The organism is Halorussus litoreus (assembly GCF_003382685.1).
GTDB lineage: Archaea > Halobacteriota > Halobacteria > Halobacteriales > Haladaptataceae > Halorussus > Halorussus litoreus.
Map to the genome: position 1 here is coordinate 40,924 of NZ_QLVG01000047.1, position 15,327 is coordinate 56,250.

13 protein-coding genes are annotated in these 15,327 nt (G+C 68.9%); 11 read left to right on the plus strand and 2 right to left on the minus strand.

All coding sequences use genetic code 11. The annotated features are described in order from the left end of the window. Positions 1–71 precede the first annotated feature (71 nt). Positions 72–1,346, plus strand: a complete 1,275-nt coding sequence (locus DPQ64_RS14260) for a phosphotransferase family protein (protein ID WP_115864988.1) — start codon at positions 72–74, stop codon at positions 1,344–1,346. Beyond that, positions 1,282–2,220, plus strand: a complete 939-nt coding sequence (locus DPQ64_RS14265) for a substrate-binding domain-containing protein (protein ID WP_115864989.1) — start codon at positions 1,282–1,284, stop codon at positions 2,218–2,220. The genes DPQ64_RS14260 and DPQ64_RS14265 overlap by 65 nt, the downstream gene beginning before the upstream one ends. Before the next feature lie 121 nt (positions 2,221–2,341). Here DPQ64_RS14265 and DPQ64_RS14270 read toward each other — a convergent pair whose 3' ends face one another. Then, a complete protein-coding gene (locus DPQ64_RS14270) occupies positions 2,342–3,259 on the minus strand; it encodes a PhzF family phenazine biosynthesis protein (RefSeq protein ID WP_115864990.1) in 918 nt (305 codons plus the stop codon). Positions 3,260–3,508: 249 nt separating this feature from the next. Here DPQ64_RS14270 and DPQ64_RS14275 point away from each other — a divergent pair, with 249 nt between their 5' ends. The 4 genes from DPQ64_RS14275 to DPQ64_RS14290 are packed head-to-tail and all read left to right on the plus strand — an operon-like array spanning position 3,509 to position 8,511. Then, positions 3,509–4,669, plus strand: a complete 1,161-nt coding sequence (locus DPQ64_RS14275) for a BMP family lipoprotein (protein WP_394338835.1) — start codon at positions 3,509–3,511, stop codon at positions 4,667–4,669. Between the two features lie 46 nt (positions 4,670–4,715). Further along, positions 4,716–6,338 carry an ABC transporter ATP-binding protein gene (locus DPQ64_RS14280; RefSeq protein WP_115864992.1) on the plus strand — a complete coding sequence of 541 codons (1,623 nt, stop codon included), beginning with the start codon at positions 4,716–4,718 and terminating at the stop codon, positions 6,336–6,338. A 44-nt stretch (positions 6,339–6,382) separates the two neighbouring features. Continuing rightward, entirely contained in the window at positions 6,383–7,459 is a 1,077-nt protein-coding gene (locus DPQ64_RS14285; RefSeq protein WP_115865000.1) for an ABC transporter permease, read from the plus strand. Beyond that, on the plus strand, positions 7,456–8,511 hold the full coding sequence (locus tag DPQ64_RS14290) for an ABC transporter permease (protein ID WP_115864993.1): 1,056 nt from the start codon (positions 7,456–7,458) through the stop codon (positions 8,509–8,511). Before DPQ64_RS14285 ends, DPQ64_RS14290 begins: the two co-directional genes overlap by 4 nt. Positions 8,512–9,110: 599 nt before the next feature. Here the strand turns inward: DPQ64_RS14290 and DPQ64_RS14295 are convergent. Continuing rightward, the gene (locus DPQ64_RS14295) at positions 9,111–9,788 is read right to left on the minus strand and encodes a metallophosphoesterase family protein (RefSeq protein WP_269814486.1); all 678 of its coding nucleotides are present in this window, start codon (positions 9,786–9,788) and stop codon (positions 9,111–9,113) included. 383 nt (positions 9,789–10,171) lie between these two features. Between DPQ64_RS14295 and dapA the strand changes: the two genes are divergently transcribed. The 5 genes from dapA (at position 10,172) to dapF (ending at position 15,143) form a co-directional block, all read left to right on the plus strand. Further along, the gene (gene dapA / locus DPQ64_RS14300) at positions 10,172–11,080 is read left to right on the plus strand and encodes a 4-hydroxy-tetrahydrodipicolinate synthase (RefSeq protein WP_115864995.1); all 909 of its coding nucleotides are present in this window, start codon (positions 10,172–10,174) and stop codon (positions 11,078–11,080) included. Positions 11,081–11,187: 107 nt separating this feature from the next. Beyond that, positions 11,188–12,006: a 4-hydroxy-tetrahydrodipicolinate reductase gene (gene dapB, locus DPQ64_RS14305; protein WP_115864996.1), complete on the plus strand. Its 819-nt coding sequence runs from the start codon at positions 11,188–11,190 to the stop codon at positions 12,004–12,006. A gap of 85 nt (positions 12,007–12,091) precedes the next feature. Next, positions 12,092–12,925 (plus strand): 2,3,4,5-tetrahydropyridine-2,6-dicarboxylate N-succinyltransferase, encoded by an 834-nt coding sequence (locus DPQ64_RS14310; RefSeq protein ID WP_115864997.1) that lies wholly within the window; start codon positions 12,092–12,094, stop codon positions 12,923–12,925. Further along, positions 12,922–14,289 carry a diaminopimelate decarboxylase gene (gene lysA, locus DPQ64_RS14315; RefSeq protein ID WP_115864998.1) on the plus strand — a complete coding sequence of 456 codons (1,368 nt, stop codon included), beginning with the start codon at positions 12,922–12,924 and terminating at the stop codon, positions 14,287–14,289. Before DPQ64_RS14310 ends, lysA begins: the two co-directional genes overlap by 4 nt. Further along, complete coding sequence (gene dapF / locus DPQ64_RS14320; protein ID WP_115864999.1) at positions 14,286–15,143, plus strand: diaminopimelate epimerase; 858 nt, start codon at positions 14,286–14,288, stop codon at positions 15,141–15,143. The genes lysA and dapF overlap by 4 nt, the downstream gene beginning before the upstream one ends. Positions 15,144–15,327 lie beyond the last annotated feature (184 nt).

Consider the following 15,327-nt stretch of genomic DNA (forward strand, 5'->3'; position numbering starts at 1 on the left):
ACCGACCCGATCCTTGCGACACCTTCGCGCGGGAGGACAAGACTTCTACCGCGCGCCCCCGAGCGTCCGTCATGGACGAGTTCGACGGCGACGCGGAGTTCGGGGACGATATTCTCGCCGCGATGGTCCGCGAGATCCGTCCGGACTGGTCGCTCCGCGAGGCCGTCCCGGCCGCCGAGGGCACCGACGAGGTGCACGTTCTGACGGTCGAGACGCCCGCTGGACCCCGCGAGTGCGTGCTGAAAGCCTGCACGTTCCTCGACCCCGCGGAGTTCCGGACGGAGCCCTACGTCCTCGCCACACTCGACCAGCGGACCTCGATTCCGGTTCCGAGCGCGATCGGCGCGGTCGACGACCACGACGACCTGCCCGCGCCGTTCTTCCTGATGGAGCGCTGCGACGGCGAGGTCCGCGAGCACGAGATCCGCCAGCTACCGGTCGAGACGATGGAACGGCTCGCCCGCGAGGCCGGGCGCAATCTCGGCGAACTCCACCGGCTCGGCGACGTTCGGCGGTTCGGCCCGGTGCGTCTCGCAGCGGACGCCGGGCAAGCGGTCGGACCGGGTGTGGACCAGAACGCAGTAAGGGGAGTCGCGGTCCCGGAAGGGGACGACTTCGCAGCCGACGACCGACGTCTCGTGGTCGGCGACGCCGGACAGCAGCCGTGGCGAGCGCACGTGGAAGCCATGGCCGACAGCACCCTCGACAACGTCGAGCCGGAGTTCGCCGACCTCGCCGCCGACCTGCGAGCGGTCGTCGACGACCGGCTGGACGCCCTCGACCGGTCGTTCGAGCCGGTGTTCGGCGACGACGACTACCGACTCGGCAACCTGCTCGTGGACCCCGAAGGCGGACGAACGGAGGCCGTCCTCGACTGGGGGAACGCCCACACGCTGGAGTCCCAGTACAACCTCGTCCTCACCGAGCAGCACCTCAGCGGGTTCGCGCGCCACGACGACCCGCGGCGCGAGCGCGTCCGCACGGCACTGCGCGAGGGTACGAAGCGACCAACGAAATCGAGCGCGACGACGACTTCCAGCGCCGCCGGGAGCTCTACCTCGCGGTCACCCGGCTGTTTCCGCTCGCGTGGTTCTCGCTGTGGTACGCCGACCACACCGAAGACGAGCGTGCGCGCGCCAAGGAGTGGAACCGACAGGCGCTCCGGGACCTCCGTTCCGCTTAGTTCGCCCGTGACCGTCGGTCCCTACCGGCACCCCGCGCGAAGACACCGTTTATATTCACTCCCAAACCATTTTGTAACCTCGAATGGTTATCTCGGACATGGACCGGCGACGGTACGTTCAGCTACTGGGGCTCGGGGGAGCGGTCTCACTCGCCGGGTGTAGCGACGACGCCCCGGGGGCCGAACGGAACGAGTCCAGTACCGTTGGCGACGGGTCCCAGAGCGCATCTCAGACCGACTCCGTCGCCGACGCGCTGACGCTCGCGACTGCGACGACCGCTCACGACAGCGGACTGCTCGGCGAACTCACGCCCGGGTTCGAGGACCGATTCGACGTACGACTCAAGACGATCGTGCGCGGGACCGGCGGGGCGCTCAGAACCGCACGCGACGGCGACTGCGACGTCGTGCTCGTCCACGCCCGACCGCTGGAGGACCCGTTCCTCCGGGAGGGACACGGCGTGAACCGCCGGACCGTCATGGTCAACGACTTCCTCGTGGTCGGACCGCCCGACGACCCCGCAGGCGCGGCCGGACGGGACCCGGTCGAGTCGTTCGCGGCCATCGCCGAGTCGGAGGCGACCTTCCTCTCGCGGGGCGACCGCTCGGGGACCCACATCCGCGAACGCCGACTGTGGGACGAGGCGGGCGTCGACCCGTCGGGAGCGTGGTATCGCGAGACCGGACAGGGGATGGGTAACACGCTGACCACCGCCGAGCAGTCGGGCGCGTACACGCTGACCGACCGCGGCACCTTCCTGACCGTGAGCGACGGGGACGCGCTTGCGGTCCACGTCGAGCGGGGGATCGACGACCCACCGCCGCTCCTCCGCAACGAGTACGCCGTGATTCCCGTCAATCCCGCTCGCCACGACGTCGCACACTCGCTCGCGCTCGCCTACGTGGGCTACCTCACCGGCGTCGGCCAGTCGCGCATCGAGTCGTTCCGCGTCGGGGGCGAGCGGGCGTTCCGGCCGCTGGGGGCGTCCCCGGAGCCGGACTTCCAGCAGTACGTCCCGCGCGATTGGCGGGAGTAGTCGCTGGGTCCCCAGAGGAGTCGATGCTCGCCAGCGGAGCCAGATTGCGTCCGTGACCGTCTCACGTCGGAGTACCGATCCTCACGTCGGAGTACCGATCCTCACGTCGGAGTACCGATCCTCACGTCGCGTCGATGATGTCGTCCTCGTCCGCTTCGGGCACCTCGAGTTCCCCGTCGAGCGCCACGGCCGCCTGCCCGCCCACGCGTACCTCCTCGCCCACGCGCACGCGGACGTGACCCGGCCGGTCCACGAAGTGGCCCTGCTCGAAGGTCATCTCCTCTGGCAACTCCCCATCGAAGGCGTCGAACTCGCGCAGGTACGCCCCGACCGCGCCGCTCGCGGTGCCGGTCACGGGGTCCTCGGGCACGCCTGCTGCGGGGGCGAACGTCCGGCCGTGGAGCGTCGAGTCGGCCTCCAGCGCGTCGAAGCTGAACGCGTAGATTCCGGTGGCGTCGACCTCGTCGCTGAGCTCCTCGACCGCGGCGAAGTCGGGGGCCATCCCGCCGACGTGTTCGAGGAAGTTCACCGGCACCACGAGGAACGGCAGACCGGTCGAGGCGACCGCCAGCGGGAAGTCCGCGCCGATGTCCGCCAGCGCCGCGGGGTCGACCCCGAGCGCCCCGGCCACCCGCTCGCGGTCGAGGTCCACGGTCCGAATTTCGGGCTCGTCCTGGGTCATCCATACCGTGCCGTCCTCGGTCACGTCGATGTCGAGGACTCCGACGTTGGTTTCGAGGGTGTGGGTACCCGGCTCGACGACTCCCTCTTCGAGCAGGTGGACGTGCGAGGCGACGGTCGCGTGCCCACAGAGGTCGACCTCGGTCGTGGGCGTGAAGTACCGGACACGGCGGTCGGCCCGGTCGCTCTCGCTGAAGAAGGCGGTCTCGCTCACGGCGAGTTCGTTCGCGATGGCCTGCATCTGGTCGTCGGCCAGGCCGTCGGCGTCGGGGACCACGCCCGCCGCGTTCCCGGCGAACGGGTCGTCCGTGAAGGCGTCTACCAGCCGAGCGCGAATTCGGCGGTCGTCGGCGTCCATGACTCACACCACGCGGGCCCGTCCCCATTAGCGTTGGCGTTTCGACTCCTCCGCTGAGGGGTCGCCGGGTTCGGCTGCGTTCGTGTCACGAATCGAAGTTCTGCCGTTACTCCCCGGTTGAATCCCTGATACCCGATTAAACTCTCCTAGGTAATTATTTATGCGAGGACCAGTAAATATGCTCAGGGGAGCATTGTGACAGACGATACCGGCGCAGACGGCGGATCTTCAGATACGTACAGACAACAACTGACAGCGAGCGGGGTGAATCGTCGCTCGGTCCTCCGTTCGGGGGCGGCTCTCGCTGGCGGGATCGCCCTCGCCGGATGTACCGGCGGTCAGGACGGCGACACCACGACCGAGGAGACCACCGAGAGCGGTGGCTCGGGCGACGACACCACGACCGACGACTCGGGTGGCGGCGGTAGTGGCGGAACCACGAACATCGCCATCATCTCCAGTCCGGCTGGCTTCGGCGACGGAGCGTTCAACGACCTCGCGCTGCAGGGACTCGAGAGCGCCGCCGAGGACAACGACATCCAGATCCAGCAGGTCGAGGAGACCGACCAGTCCCAGTACGGGACGGTCCAGTCGCGACTCGCCGAGAGCACCAACCCGGACTACGACCTCATCGTGATGGTCGGGTACAACCACACGCAGGCGCTCGAGACGAACGCCGCGGACTACGCCGACCAGAACTGGATGCTCATCAACGACCACGTCGACCAGCCCAACGTCGCGGGCTACACGTGGGCCAACCACGAGATGTCGTTCCAGGCGGGCGTGCTCGCCGGAACGATGACGACCCGGGAGTTCTCCCACGACGACAACTCGACCGACCCGGGTACCAGCACGGTCGGCTTCGTGGGCGGCGTCGACGGCGCGCTCATCAACGCCTTCGAGCGGGCGTACGCGGCGGGTGTCGAGTGGGTAAACGAGGACGTCGAGGTCCGAACCGGGTACATCGGCAACTACTCGGACACCCAGACCGCGAACAACATCGCTACCTCGCAGTACGACGCCGGGGCGGACATCGTCTACCACGCCGCCGCGGCGGCCGGACAGGGCGTCTTCGACGCCGCCCAGAGCGCGAGTCGGTTCGCCATCGGCGTCGACTCCGACCAGTCGAAGACGCTGCCCGACTACCAGGACGTTATCATGGGGTCGGCGGTGAAGTTCATCAACGAGGGGACCCGCGAGGTCGCCACTGCCGTCGTGAACGACGACTGGGACAGCGTCAACGGCAACAACGTCATCGGCCTCGAAGAGGAGGCGGTCGAAGTCGTCCTCGGACAGGCGATGGCAGACAGCCTCCCGGACGTGGTGACCGAGAACCTCGAAGAGTCGCGACAGGCCATCATCGACGGCGACGTGACGGTGCCGTGTAGCGCGTCGGGCTGTCAGAACTGATCGGCCCCCCGTCGTTATTTATGATACGCACCCACCACCCACAGCTATGAGCGACACACAGGTACCCGCCGTCGACCTCGACGGGATCACCAAGCGGTTCGGTGACGTCGTCGCCAACGACGGGGTCGACCTCTCGCTGGAGAAGGGGTCGGTCCACGCGCTCGTCGGCGAGAACGGCGCAGGCAAGACCACGCTGATGAGCGTGCTGTACGGCCTCTACGAGCCGGACGGCGGCACCATCTCGGTCGACGGCGAGCCCCGCGAGTTCGACTCCCCGCGGGACGCCATCGACGCCGGCGTGGGCATGATCCACCAGCACTTCCAGCTGGTCGACACCATGACCGTCGTCCAGAACGTCGTCCTCGGCCACGAGCCCGCCGAGCGCGGGCTGGTCGACGAGGGGAGCGCCCGGCGTGACATCGAGGAGATCTGCGCGACCTACGGCTTCGACGTGGACGAGCACCTCGACACCCGGGTCGAGGACCTCGGCGTCGGCGTCCAGCAGCGCGTCGAGATCGTCAAGAGCCTCTATCGCGGCGCGGACGTGCTCGTCCTCGACGAGCCGACCGCGGTGCTCACCCCACAGGAGGTCGAGGGGCTGTTCGACGTGATGACCGAACTCACCGAGCGCGGGCGCTCGCTCATCTTCATCACGCACAAGCTCGACGAAGCCCTGGCGGTCGCCGACCACATCACCGTGCTCCGCGACGGCGAGTCGGTCGGCACGGTCGAGGCGAGCGAGACCACCCGCGAGGAACTCGCCCGGATGATGGTCGGCCGGGACGTGCTGTTCGACTACCCCGCGCGCGAGACCTCGCCCGGCGCAGTCACGCTCGGCGTCGACGACCTCCGGGTCGAGGACGACCGCGGCCTCGAACAGGTCGGCGGCGTCGACTTGGAAGTGCGCGAAGGCGAGGTGTTCGGCGTCGCGGGCGTCGACGGCAACGGACAGGCCGAACTCGTGGAGGCGCTCACGGGCCTCCGGAGCGCGGAATCGGGCACCGTCACCTTCGACGGCCGGGACGTGACCGACGCGAGCCGCCGCGAGCGCATCGACGCGGGCATCGCCTACGTACCCGAGGACCGCCAGGAGGAGGGGCTCGTTCAGGACTACGACCTCGTGCGCAACGCCTTGCTCGGCAACCAGACCGTCGCGCCGTACGTCGAAAACGGCTTCGTCGACTGGGGCGCGGTCCGCACCCACGCCGAGGACATCGTCGAGCAGTACGACGTGCAACCGCCGAACGCCGAGGCCGAGGCCGGATCGCTGTCGGGCGGCAACCAGCAGAAGTTCGTGGTCGGGCGCGAACTCGAACACCAGCCCGACCTCGTGGTCGCATCCCACCCGACCCGCGGGGTCGACATCGGCTCCATCGAGTTCATCCACGAGCGGCTGTTCGAGATGCGCGACGCGGGGATGGCGGTCCTGCTGGTCTCCTCGAAGCTCGACGAGGTCCAGAAGCTCTCGGACCGCATCGCGGTGATGTACGAGGGCGAGTTCGTCGGCATGGTCGACCCCGACGAGGTGACCGAGGAGGAACTCGGCCTGCTGATGGCGGGCCGCAGCCCCGACTCGGGCGGGGCGTCGGCCGAGGCCTCGGCCGACGCCCCGCCCGAGTCGGTTGTCGATGACGGAGAATCCACCTCGGACGGAGGTGTCGAGTCGTGAGCGGGAACGGAGCCCGCGCGGTCCTCGACCGGACGGCCGACCGGATGGTGCACGCGACCGCGGTCGAGCGGCTCGCCATCGCGGTGGCCTCGACCCTGCTCGCACTCGCGCTCGGGGCAGTCGTCGTGGCCGCGTCGGGCTACGACGCGGTCGAGTTCGTCTCCTCGCTGGCGTACGGCGCGTTCGGGAGCAAGTCGAACGTCGCGTTCACGCTCCGCCAGTCCACGATGCTCATCATCGCGGGCGTGGCAGTCGCCGTGGCGTTCCGGGCGGGCGTGTTCAACATCGGCGTGCAGGGCCAGTTCGTCGTCGGCGGGTTCGCGACGTCCGTGACGATCCTCTTTCTCGCGCCGTACCTGCCGACCGGAACGGTCGGCGGCGTGTTGCTCATCGTCTTCGGGACGATTGCGGCCATCCTCGCCGGGGGCGCGTACGCCGCGCTGCCCGGGCTGATGAAGGCGTACGCCGACGCCAACGAGGTCATCACGACCATCATGCTCAACTTCATCGCGTCGGGCGTGGTGTTCTACCTCGTGGACAGCCAGCTCCGGCCTTCGGGCGCAGCCGCGCCCAACACCGAGCAGTTCCCCGACTACGTCGAACTGCCGTCGCTCGTGTTCGACAGCAGTTCGTTCTCGGTGGTCGGTCTGGGCGTGGCGCTCGCCACCGTCATCGTCGTCGCGGTCGTGATGTCTCGGACCAGATTCGGCTACGACCTCGTCACGAGCGGCTATCAGGAGTCGGCGGCCGCCTACTCGGGCGTCGACCCCAAGCGGACCGTCGTCACGACGATGACGTTCTCCGGGATGGTCGCCGGGCTGACCGGCGCGATGTTCGCCATCATGATCCTGGGTTACTACTCGGACCCGGCGACGTTCCCGCGCTTTGGCTTCGACGCCATCGCGGTGAGCCTGCTCGCGGCGAACAACCCGCTGGGCGTCGTGCCCGCGGGGATCCTGTTCGGCGGGCTCGACGCCGGCGGGCAGTACATCGGGTTCACGCTCGACGTGCCGTCGGAGCTGGTCGACGGCGTGGTCGGGCTGGTCGTGCTGTTCGTCGCCACGCCGGAGCTGTTCCGGATGGCCGGTCGCCGGACCGGACTCGGAGGTGACCGCAAATGAGTGTGGGCGACTACGCGGCGCGGAATCGGACGGCCATCGGCGGCGGGGCAATCGCGGTCGTCCTGCTGGCGGTCGTCGCGGCCGTCTTCGACCTTCCGGTGGGCGAACTGCTCACGGTCGGCATGGCCGAGCGCTCACTCCGGGCCGCGACGCCCATCGCGCTGGCGGCCATCGGCGGGCTCTACGCCGAGAAAAGCGGCGTGTTCAACATCGGCCTCGAAGGCTTCATGATCCTCGGTGCGCTGACCGCGGCGGCCGGGACGTGGATCGTCTCCGGCGAGGGGTCGATCACGCAGGTCGACCTCTGGTTCGGCGTCCTCGCGGCGATCGTGGTCTGCGCGCTGCTGACCGTGATATTTGCAGTCCTCACGATCCGCTACGAGGCCGACCAGATCGTGGCCGGACTGGCGGTCTGGTTCATCGGTCTCGGCTTCGGCCCGTTCACCGCGACCGTCATCTGGGGCGGCGTCTCCAGCCCCTCGCTGCCGAACATCGACAACGTGACGGTGCCCCTGCTGGCCGAGATTCCGGTCCTGGGTCGCGTGCTGTTCGACGCCTCGCCGCTAGTGCTGTTCACCATCCTGATAACTGCGGTCGCGTGGGTCGTGCTCTACCGAACCCGGTACGGTTATTGGGTACAGGCGGCGGGCGAGAACCCCGAAGCGCTCGACACCGCGGGCGTGGACGTGAACCGCGTCCGCTACGCGACGGTGATCTTCTCCGGCGCGATGGCGGGCCTCGCTGGCGCGGTGCTCTCCATCGGCATCGGGAGCGGGTTCACCGGCACGGGCGTCACGATGGTCGACGGCCGGGGCTGGATCGCCATCGTCGCGTACCTGTTCGGCAACTACAACCCGGTCGGCGCGTTCGCGGCGTCGCTGCTGTTCGGCGCGACCGACATGCTGCAGGTCCAGTTCCAGACGGTCGGCATCTCGCTGCCTGGCAGCATCGTGGGGCTGTTCCCCTACGCGGCGGTGCTCGTGGTGCTCACGCTGGTCGGCTACACGCGCGTTCCGGCGGCCGTGGGCGAACCCTACGACACCGAGGAGTAACGCGATTCTCGGGTCGAGTTTTCGTTTCGGGCGTTTTGATTTCTCCGTCTGCTCGACTTCTACTCGATTTTCCTTGGCTCACGCTGGCTTTCACGTTCCAGACCGGCGCGTGCAGGCGCGACCTTGTGTCGCGCCACAGCGCGCGAGGGACGAGTAGCGCAGGCCGGAGGCCGAGCAACGCAGGAGGCTGGGGAGGTGTGAGGCCTGCGGTGGCGGTGCAGGGCAGTGCGGTCGCGGTGCTGCTGCGGTGGCGGTGCAGGGCAGTGCGGTCGCGGTGCTGCTGCGGTGGCGGTGCGGTCACGCCTCGGCTCAAGCAGTAGCTAGCTTCCTAGACTCTCACGCCACAGGATTTCGTGCTAAAGAAGCTAGCTTCTGCCGAGGCATATGAGAAACCGCAACCGCACCCCGCTGCACCGCACCTCGTCCTCCCCAACCGCTTGCGGTCCTCGCTTCGCTGCGGTCCTCAGCCCTCGCGCGCGCCGTACTTCCATAGAATTTCGTTCGCTCCAATTCTGAAAGTAGAATACCGTTCGCACCGAGTCTGAAAGTTGAGAAAAACTGAGAAGACACGCCGACTCAAATCCAAAACAGAGAAACGCTCACACCGGCGGCGTCTCGAACCGGTCGAGTGCCAACGTCCCCGGGTCCAGCCGGTAGTAGTGCTCCCACGCGGGCGCGAGGCTCACGACCCGAGTGTCGCCGTAGGTCGTCTCGGCGTGCTCGTGGTGGTGGCCGACGAGACAGAGCCGGGGTTCGACCGCCTCCAGCAGTTCGTCCACGTACTCACAGCCCACCTCGTAGTCCTCGGTGACGGGGAGTCCGTGCGGGGCCTCGTGGGTGAGCAGCACGTCCACGTCCGACAGTTGCTTGACGGCTTCGACGTCCTCCCGGACGAAGTGTCGCCTGCGCTCGCCCCGCAGGTTGGCCCGGGCGCGGTCGAACTGCGTCGGCGCGAAGTTGCCACACAGGCCGGCGACGCGTAGGCCGTCGACCTCGACTGCCTCGTTGCCGAGCAGGACGGCGTTGTGAACGTCCGAACTCTCGACCCGGCCGTGGCGCAGCGCCTCGACGACGTCGAAGTCCTCGTTGTTACCCGAGATGAAGTAGGTCGGAATCGGCAGGTCGTAGTAGAGCAGGTCGCCGAGCTGGAGCGCGACGTCCGCGTCGGCGTCCCGGTAGGCCGCGAACAGCGCCCGCTGCCGGGCGGCGTCGTCGGCGTGGGCGTCTCCCAGAACGAGCATTAATCCCGGCTTCGCGGGGCGAAAAGATAAAACCACCTTTCGCGCGACGCGATTTCGGGGTCCTGCAGTCGATTCGTCTCCAATCTATCGTCCGGTCCGTTGCAGCACGACGGTATCGCGACGAGGCTCGGATTCGGCCGAAAAACTGCCGGAATTAGCTGTCTCTCGGTCACGTATCGTCGGAGCAACTACTGCTTCAAAGCCAAAGGTTAAGTTCGGAGGGACTTCATCTGGTGGTATGCATTCCGACGCCACCGCTGTCGGTCGCGCTCACGCGACCAGCGGTGGGTCGGTCGGTTTTGCGGGGCTGAAACGCACGAAAACACGGTAGTCGCAGGTTTTCGGCGGAGGTGGCACATCCGTCGTGGGCCGTACTCGTTCTGTACCGCACTTCGACCAGCCCCACCAACCACAACCCAATGACAACATCCGACGAACCCTTCGAAGGGGTCTACCCCGCGATGACGACCCCGTTCCTGACCGACGACAGCATCGACTTCGAACAGCTCCGCGACGACGCCCAGCGCCTCGAAGACGCCGGGGTCGACGGCCTCGTGCCGGTCGGCTCGACCGGCGAGAGCGCGACCCTCTCGCACGACGAACACGTCGAGGTGGTCGAAGCCGTCACCGACGTCGTGGACGTGCCGGTGATCGCGGGCGCAGGGAGCAACAACACTCGCGAGGCGCTCGAACTCGCTCGCCGGTCGGCCGACGCCGGGGCCGACGCCCTGCTGCTCATCTCGCCGTACTACAACAAGCCCGAACCCGAGGGGATGGAGCGCCACTACCGGACCATCGCCGACGAGGTCGACCTGCCCCAGATCGTCTACAACGTCCCCTCCCGGACGGGACGAAACATCGCGCTCGAGACCGCCGAGTCGCTGGCCCGCCACGAGAACGTCGTGGGCTACAAGGCCGCCAGCGGCGACCTCGGTCGGATCGGCGAGGTAATCGAGCGCACCCGCGACGAGGACTTTTCGGTGCTGTCGGGCGACGACTACCTCACGCTCCCGCTGCTCTCGCTCGGCGCGACCGGAGCCATCAGCGTTGCCGCGAACGTCGAACCCGAGCGCGTGGTCGCGATGGTCGAGGCCGCCCGGTCGGGCGACTTCGAGGCGGCCCGCGAGCGCCACGAGGAACTCGGGCCGCTGGTGCGCGCGCTGTTCGCCGAGACCAACCCCATCCCCGTGAAGGAGGCGATGGCGATCCGGGGCCACGGCCCCGGCAACCTCCGGTCGCCGCTGACCCGACTGTCCGAGAACCACCGCGCAGAACTTGCGGGTATCCTCGGGGAGTTATCGGGGGAACCGACTGAGGTACGACCATGAACGCGGACCGAATCGAGGGACGACCATGAACCGAAGTCGAACCAAACGACAGCCATGAACCGAGGACGCGCCGAACGACACCCCAAGAGCGGGCACGAACTACACCGATGAGTCGAGACGGTGCCGCTGACGACGGCGTACGCGTCGCGATCACGGGAGCGACCGGCCAGATGGGCCGTGCAGTCCTCGACGCGGCGAACGGACGCGAAGACGTGACCGTCGCGTTCGCGGTCGCTCGAAGCGCCGCTTCGGGCGACCGCGAACGCGACCGCGACGGCAAGTCCGGAGTCCGACCCGCGAGCGAACTCGACCGGTTGCTCGCCGAGCGCGACCCCGAAGCGTTGGTTGACTTCACCGGCCCGGAGAGCAGCGTCGAGTACGTCGCGACCGCCGCTGAAGCGGGCGTCGCCAGCGTGGTCGGCACCACGGGATTCGACGACGAGGGCGAACGCGCGCTCCGCGAGTCGGCCGAGCGTGCGCCGGTGCTGAAGGCCTCGAACTTCGGCCGCGGGATTCAGGCGCTGCTCTCGGCGGTCGAGTCTGCGGTCGCAGACCTCCCGGGCTACGACGTGGAGGTGACCGAGACCCACCACGAACGGAAGCGCGACGCGCCGAGCGGCACCGCGAAGACGATTCTGGAGAGCATCGAGGACGCTCGCGCGGAAAATACCACCGAGCGCGTCCACGGCCGCGAGGGCGAGGCCCCGCGCGACCCCGGCGAGATTGGCGTCCACGCGCGGCGGGCCGGGACCATCACCGGCGAACACGAGGTCCTACTGGCGGGAAATCACGAGGAGATCCGGCTCACCCACCGCGCCGAGGACCGCGGCGTGTTCGCCGAGGGCGCGCTCGACGCCGCAGTCTGGCTCGCGGGGAGAGAGCCGGGCTGGTACGACTTCGCGGACGTGGTGGAGGGCGACCGATGAACGCGGAAGCGAGAGGAGCGAACGACGACAGAATCGGCGCGAGCGATGACGGAAGGGGAGCGAACGGAACTGCGGAGGGCAACCGATGAGTCTGGAATCAGAGATCACCGAACTGTGGCATCGATACGACGACGGACGGCTGACCGCCGAGAGCGCGGGCCGCGAGGAACGCGACGCGCTCGACGCCTTCCTCGACGCGCTCGAGACCGGCGAGGTCAGGGCCGCCGAGCACCGCGACGGGTCGTGGGAGTCCAACGAGTGGGTCAAGCACGGCATCCTGCTCAACTTCGGCCTGCGCGAGATTTCGGGCCGGAAGTACGGCGACGTGACCTACCACGACGTACTCGCCCTGCGCGAGACGGCCGACCTACCCGAGCGCGGGACCCGAAACACGCCCGATGGCACGGTCCTCCGCCGGGGAGCCTACGTCGGCGCGGACGCCATCCTGATGAGCCCGAGCTTCGTCAATATCGGCGCGCACGTCGGCGACGGCACGCTCGTCGACTCCTGTGACACGGTGGGGTCGTGCGCCCAGATCGGCGCGGACGTGAAGCTCGGCGCGAACACGCTCATCGGTGGGGTGCTCGAACCCGTGGAGGACGCGCCGGTCGTCGTGGAGGACGGCGCGTCGCTCGGCGCGGGCTGTCGGGTCACCTCCGGATTCGTCGTGGGCGAGAACAGCGTCGTCGCGGAGAACACGCTGCTGACCCCCCGCATCCCGGTCTACGACCTCGTGGAGGAGGAAGTCGTCTACGGCCACCTGCCGCCCGAGCGCCGGGCGTTCACCCGGTTCGTGGAGTCGTCGGTCGGCGACCACGACCTGTTCGACGGCGGGGCGTACAAGCCCGCCGTCGTGGCGATGGACGTCGAGGAGACCACCCTCGAAGGCGTAGAGCGAGAGGAGGCGCTCCGAGAATGAGCGTCCTCATCGAAAACGACGACAGCGACTCCGGAGCCGTCCAAAACCCGCCCGTCCGCCGACTCGCGGACTGGCCTGCCCACCGACTCGACGACCTCGCCGACGAGCACGGGACGCCCCTCTACGTCCTCGACATCGACCGCGTGCGGGAGAACTACCGCCGGATGGCCGACGCGTTCCCCGACGCGGAGATATTCTACGCCGCGAAGGCCAACACCGTGCGGCCGGTCCTGCAAGCGCTCGCCGAGGAAGGCGCGGGCATCGAGTGCGCCTCGGCCGGCGAACTCGCACGAGCCCTCAACGCCTGCTCGCGAGCAGGCGGCGGGGGCTCGCACGTCCACTACACCGCCGTGAATCCACCAGCCCGCGACCTCGACGTGGCGGTCGAACTCGCCGAGGACTACCCGGACCTCACCGTCACCGCTGGCGCGGTCGACACCCTCGACCGGCTCGCCGAGCGCGGGTACGACGGCCGGGTCTGCATCCGCGTGAATCCGGGCGTGGGCGCGGGCCACCACGAGAAGGTCTCGACCGGCGCGGACGCCAAGTTCGGCGTCCCGTACGACCGCGCCGCGGCCGTCGTCGCGGACGCCAGCGAGCGCTTCGAGGTCGTCGGCCTCCACGCCCACGCCGGGAGCGGCATCTCGGGCGAGGACCTCTCGGCCCACCGGGAGCTGGTCTCGCGGCTGGGCGACCTCGCGCGCGAGGTCGCCCAGCCGCGAGACGAAGGTGGGAGCGTCGACAGTTCCGAAGGCATTTCGCTCGAATTCGTCGATGTCGGCGGCGGCTTCGGCGTCCCGTACCGGCCGGACGAGGAACCGCTCGACCTCGACGCGGTCGCCGACGCGACCCGCGAGGCGCTGGGCGAAGTCGACGCCGCGCTCGCCGTGGAACCCGGCCGCTATCTGGTGGCCGACGCGGGGGTCCTGCTCACCCGGGTCAACACCGTCAAGGACGCGCTGAGTGCGACGGTCGTCGGCGTGGGCGCGGGGATGACGACCCTCGCGCGGCCCGCGATCTACGACGCCCACCACGAGACCCGGAACGTCTCGGCGGACGCAGAGAGCGGTGGTTCGCCCGAGTCCGAGGGCGAGGGCGAAGGTCGCCCGGAGCGCGAGGTGACCGTCGCCGGACCGGTCTGCGAGAGCGGCGACACCCTCGGCGACCACCGGCTGTCCGACCCCGAGCGCGGCGACCTGCTCGCGGTGGGCAACGCCGGCGCGTACGGCTACGAGATGGCGAGCCAGTACAACTCCCGACCGCGGCCGGCGTCGGTCGTCCTCGAAGACGGGGCGGCCTCGCTGGCGCGACGCCGCGAGACCGTTGCGGACGTGACCGCGGTCGAACCGGAGGTGGACCGATGACGATCAGCTTCGAGACGTACCACGGCACCGGCAACGACTTCGTGATCGTCGACGCCGACGAGTACGTCCCCGACCGCGCGGCGTTCGCCTGCGAGGTGTGCGACCCCACCGACGGCGTGGGCGTCGACGGCGTGCTCTTCCTGGCGCTCGAACCCGAGTTCTCGCCGCCCCGCGCGGTGATGACGCTGGTCCAGCCCGACGGCTCGACCGCCGCGATGTGCGGCAACGGCGCGCGCTGCGCCGCAAAGTGGACCGCCGAGCGCACCGACGCGGACGCCGTCATGCTCGACACGCAGGCGGGCACCCGCCGGGCGGAGATCCACGGCGACGACGTGACCATCGAGATGGGCCGGCCCTCGTTCGCACCCGAAGACGTCCCGCTCGCGCCCGAGCGCGCCGAGCCCATGATCGAAGAGGTCGTCGCGGAACAGGACTCGGAACTTGAGTTTACTGCGGTGAACACCGGCGTCCCGCACGCGGTCGCGTTCGTCGAGGACGTGGCCGAGGTTTCGCTGGCGGAGGTCACACCGCCGATCCGCCACGCCGACGTGTTCCCCGAGGGCGCGAACGTCACGCTCGCGTCCTCGCGCGAGGACGGCGGGTTCGACCAGCGCACCTTCGAGCGCGGCGTCGAGGGCGAGACGCGCTCGTGTGGCACCGGCGCGGTGGCCATCGGAGTGGCCGCGAGACGGCTGGGACGCACCGACGAGGACGCGGTCGCGGTCCATCCGCCGGGCGGCCGCCTCGACGTGAGCTTCCGGGAAGGCCGTGCGACCCTGCGCGGGCCGACGGTCCGGGAGTTCTCGGGCGAACTCGACTCGACTCCGGACCCGCGCCGCATCAGCCACGCGTGAAGACAGACAGTACGATGACTTTCGACCCCATCGACTTTCTCGAAACCGCAGTTCGGACCGAGTCCCACCAGGACGTGACCGAGATGCGCGACCTGCTCGTGGCGACGCTGGAGTCCGCGGAGTTGGGGGAAGCAGAAAAATCGGCGGAGTCGGCGGTGGCGTCGCCGCCCGCGGAATCCGCGGG

Coding starts and splice junctions, on each gene's coding strand:
- DPQ64_RS14260 (WP_115864988.1), top strand. CDS start 72: ATGGACGAGTTCGACGGCGACGCGGAGTTCGGGGACGATATTCTCGCC.
- DPQ64_RS14265 (WP_115864989.1), top strand. CDS start 1,282: ATGGACCGGCGACGGTACGTTCAGCTACTGGGGCTCGGGGGAGCGGTC.
- DPQ64_RS14270 (WP_115864990.1), bottom strand. CDS start 3,259: ATGGACGCCGACGACCGCCGAATTCGCGCTCGGCTGGTAGACGCCTTC.
- DPQ64_RS14280 (WP_115864992.1), top strand. CDS start 4,716: ATGAGCGACACACAGGTACCCGCCGTCGACCTCGACGGGATCACCAAG.
- DPQ64_RS14285 (WP_115865000.1), top strand. CDS start 6,383: ATGGTGCACGCGACCGCGGTCGAGCGGCTCGCCATCGCGGTGGCCTCG.
- DPQ64_RS14290 (WP_115864993.1), top strand. CDS start 7,456: ATGAGTGTGGGCGACTACGCGGCGCGGAATCGGACGGCCATCGGCGGC.
- dapA (WP_115864995.1), top strand. CDS start 10,172: ATGACAACATCCGACGAACCCTTCGAAGGGGTCTACCCCGCGATGACG.
- dapB (WP_115864996.1), top strand. CDS start 11,188: ATGAGTCGAGACGGTGCCGCTGACGACGGCGTACGCGTCGCGATCACG.
- DPQ64_RS14310 (WP_115864997.1), top strand. CDS start 12,092: ATGAGTCTGGAATCAGAGATCACCGAACTGTGGCATCGATACGACGAC.
- lysA (WP_115864998.1), top strand. CDS start 12,922: ATGAGCGTCCTCATCGAAAACGACGACAGCGACTCCGGAGCCGTCCAA.
- dapF (WP_115864999.1), top strand. CDS start 14,286: ATGACGATCAGCTTCGAGACGTACCACGGCACCGGCAACGACTTCGTG.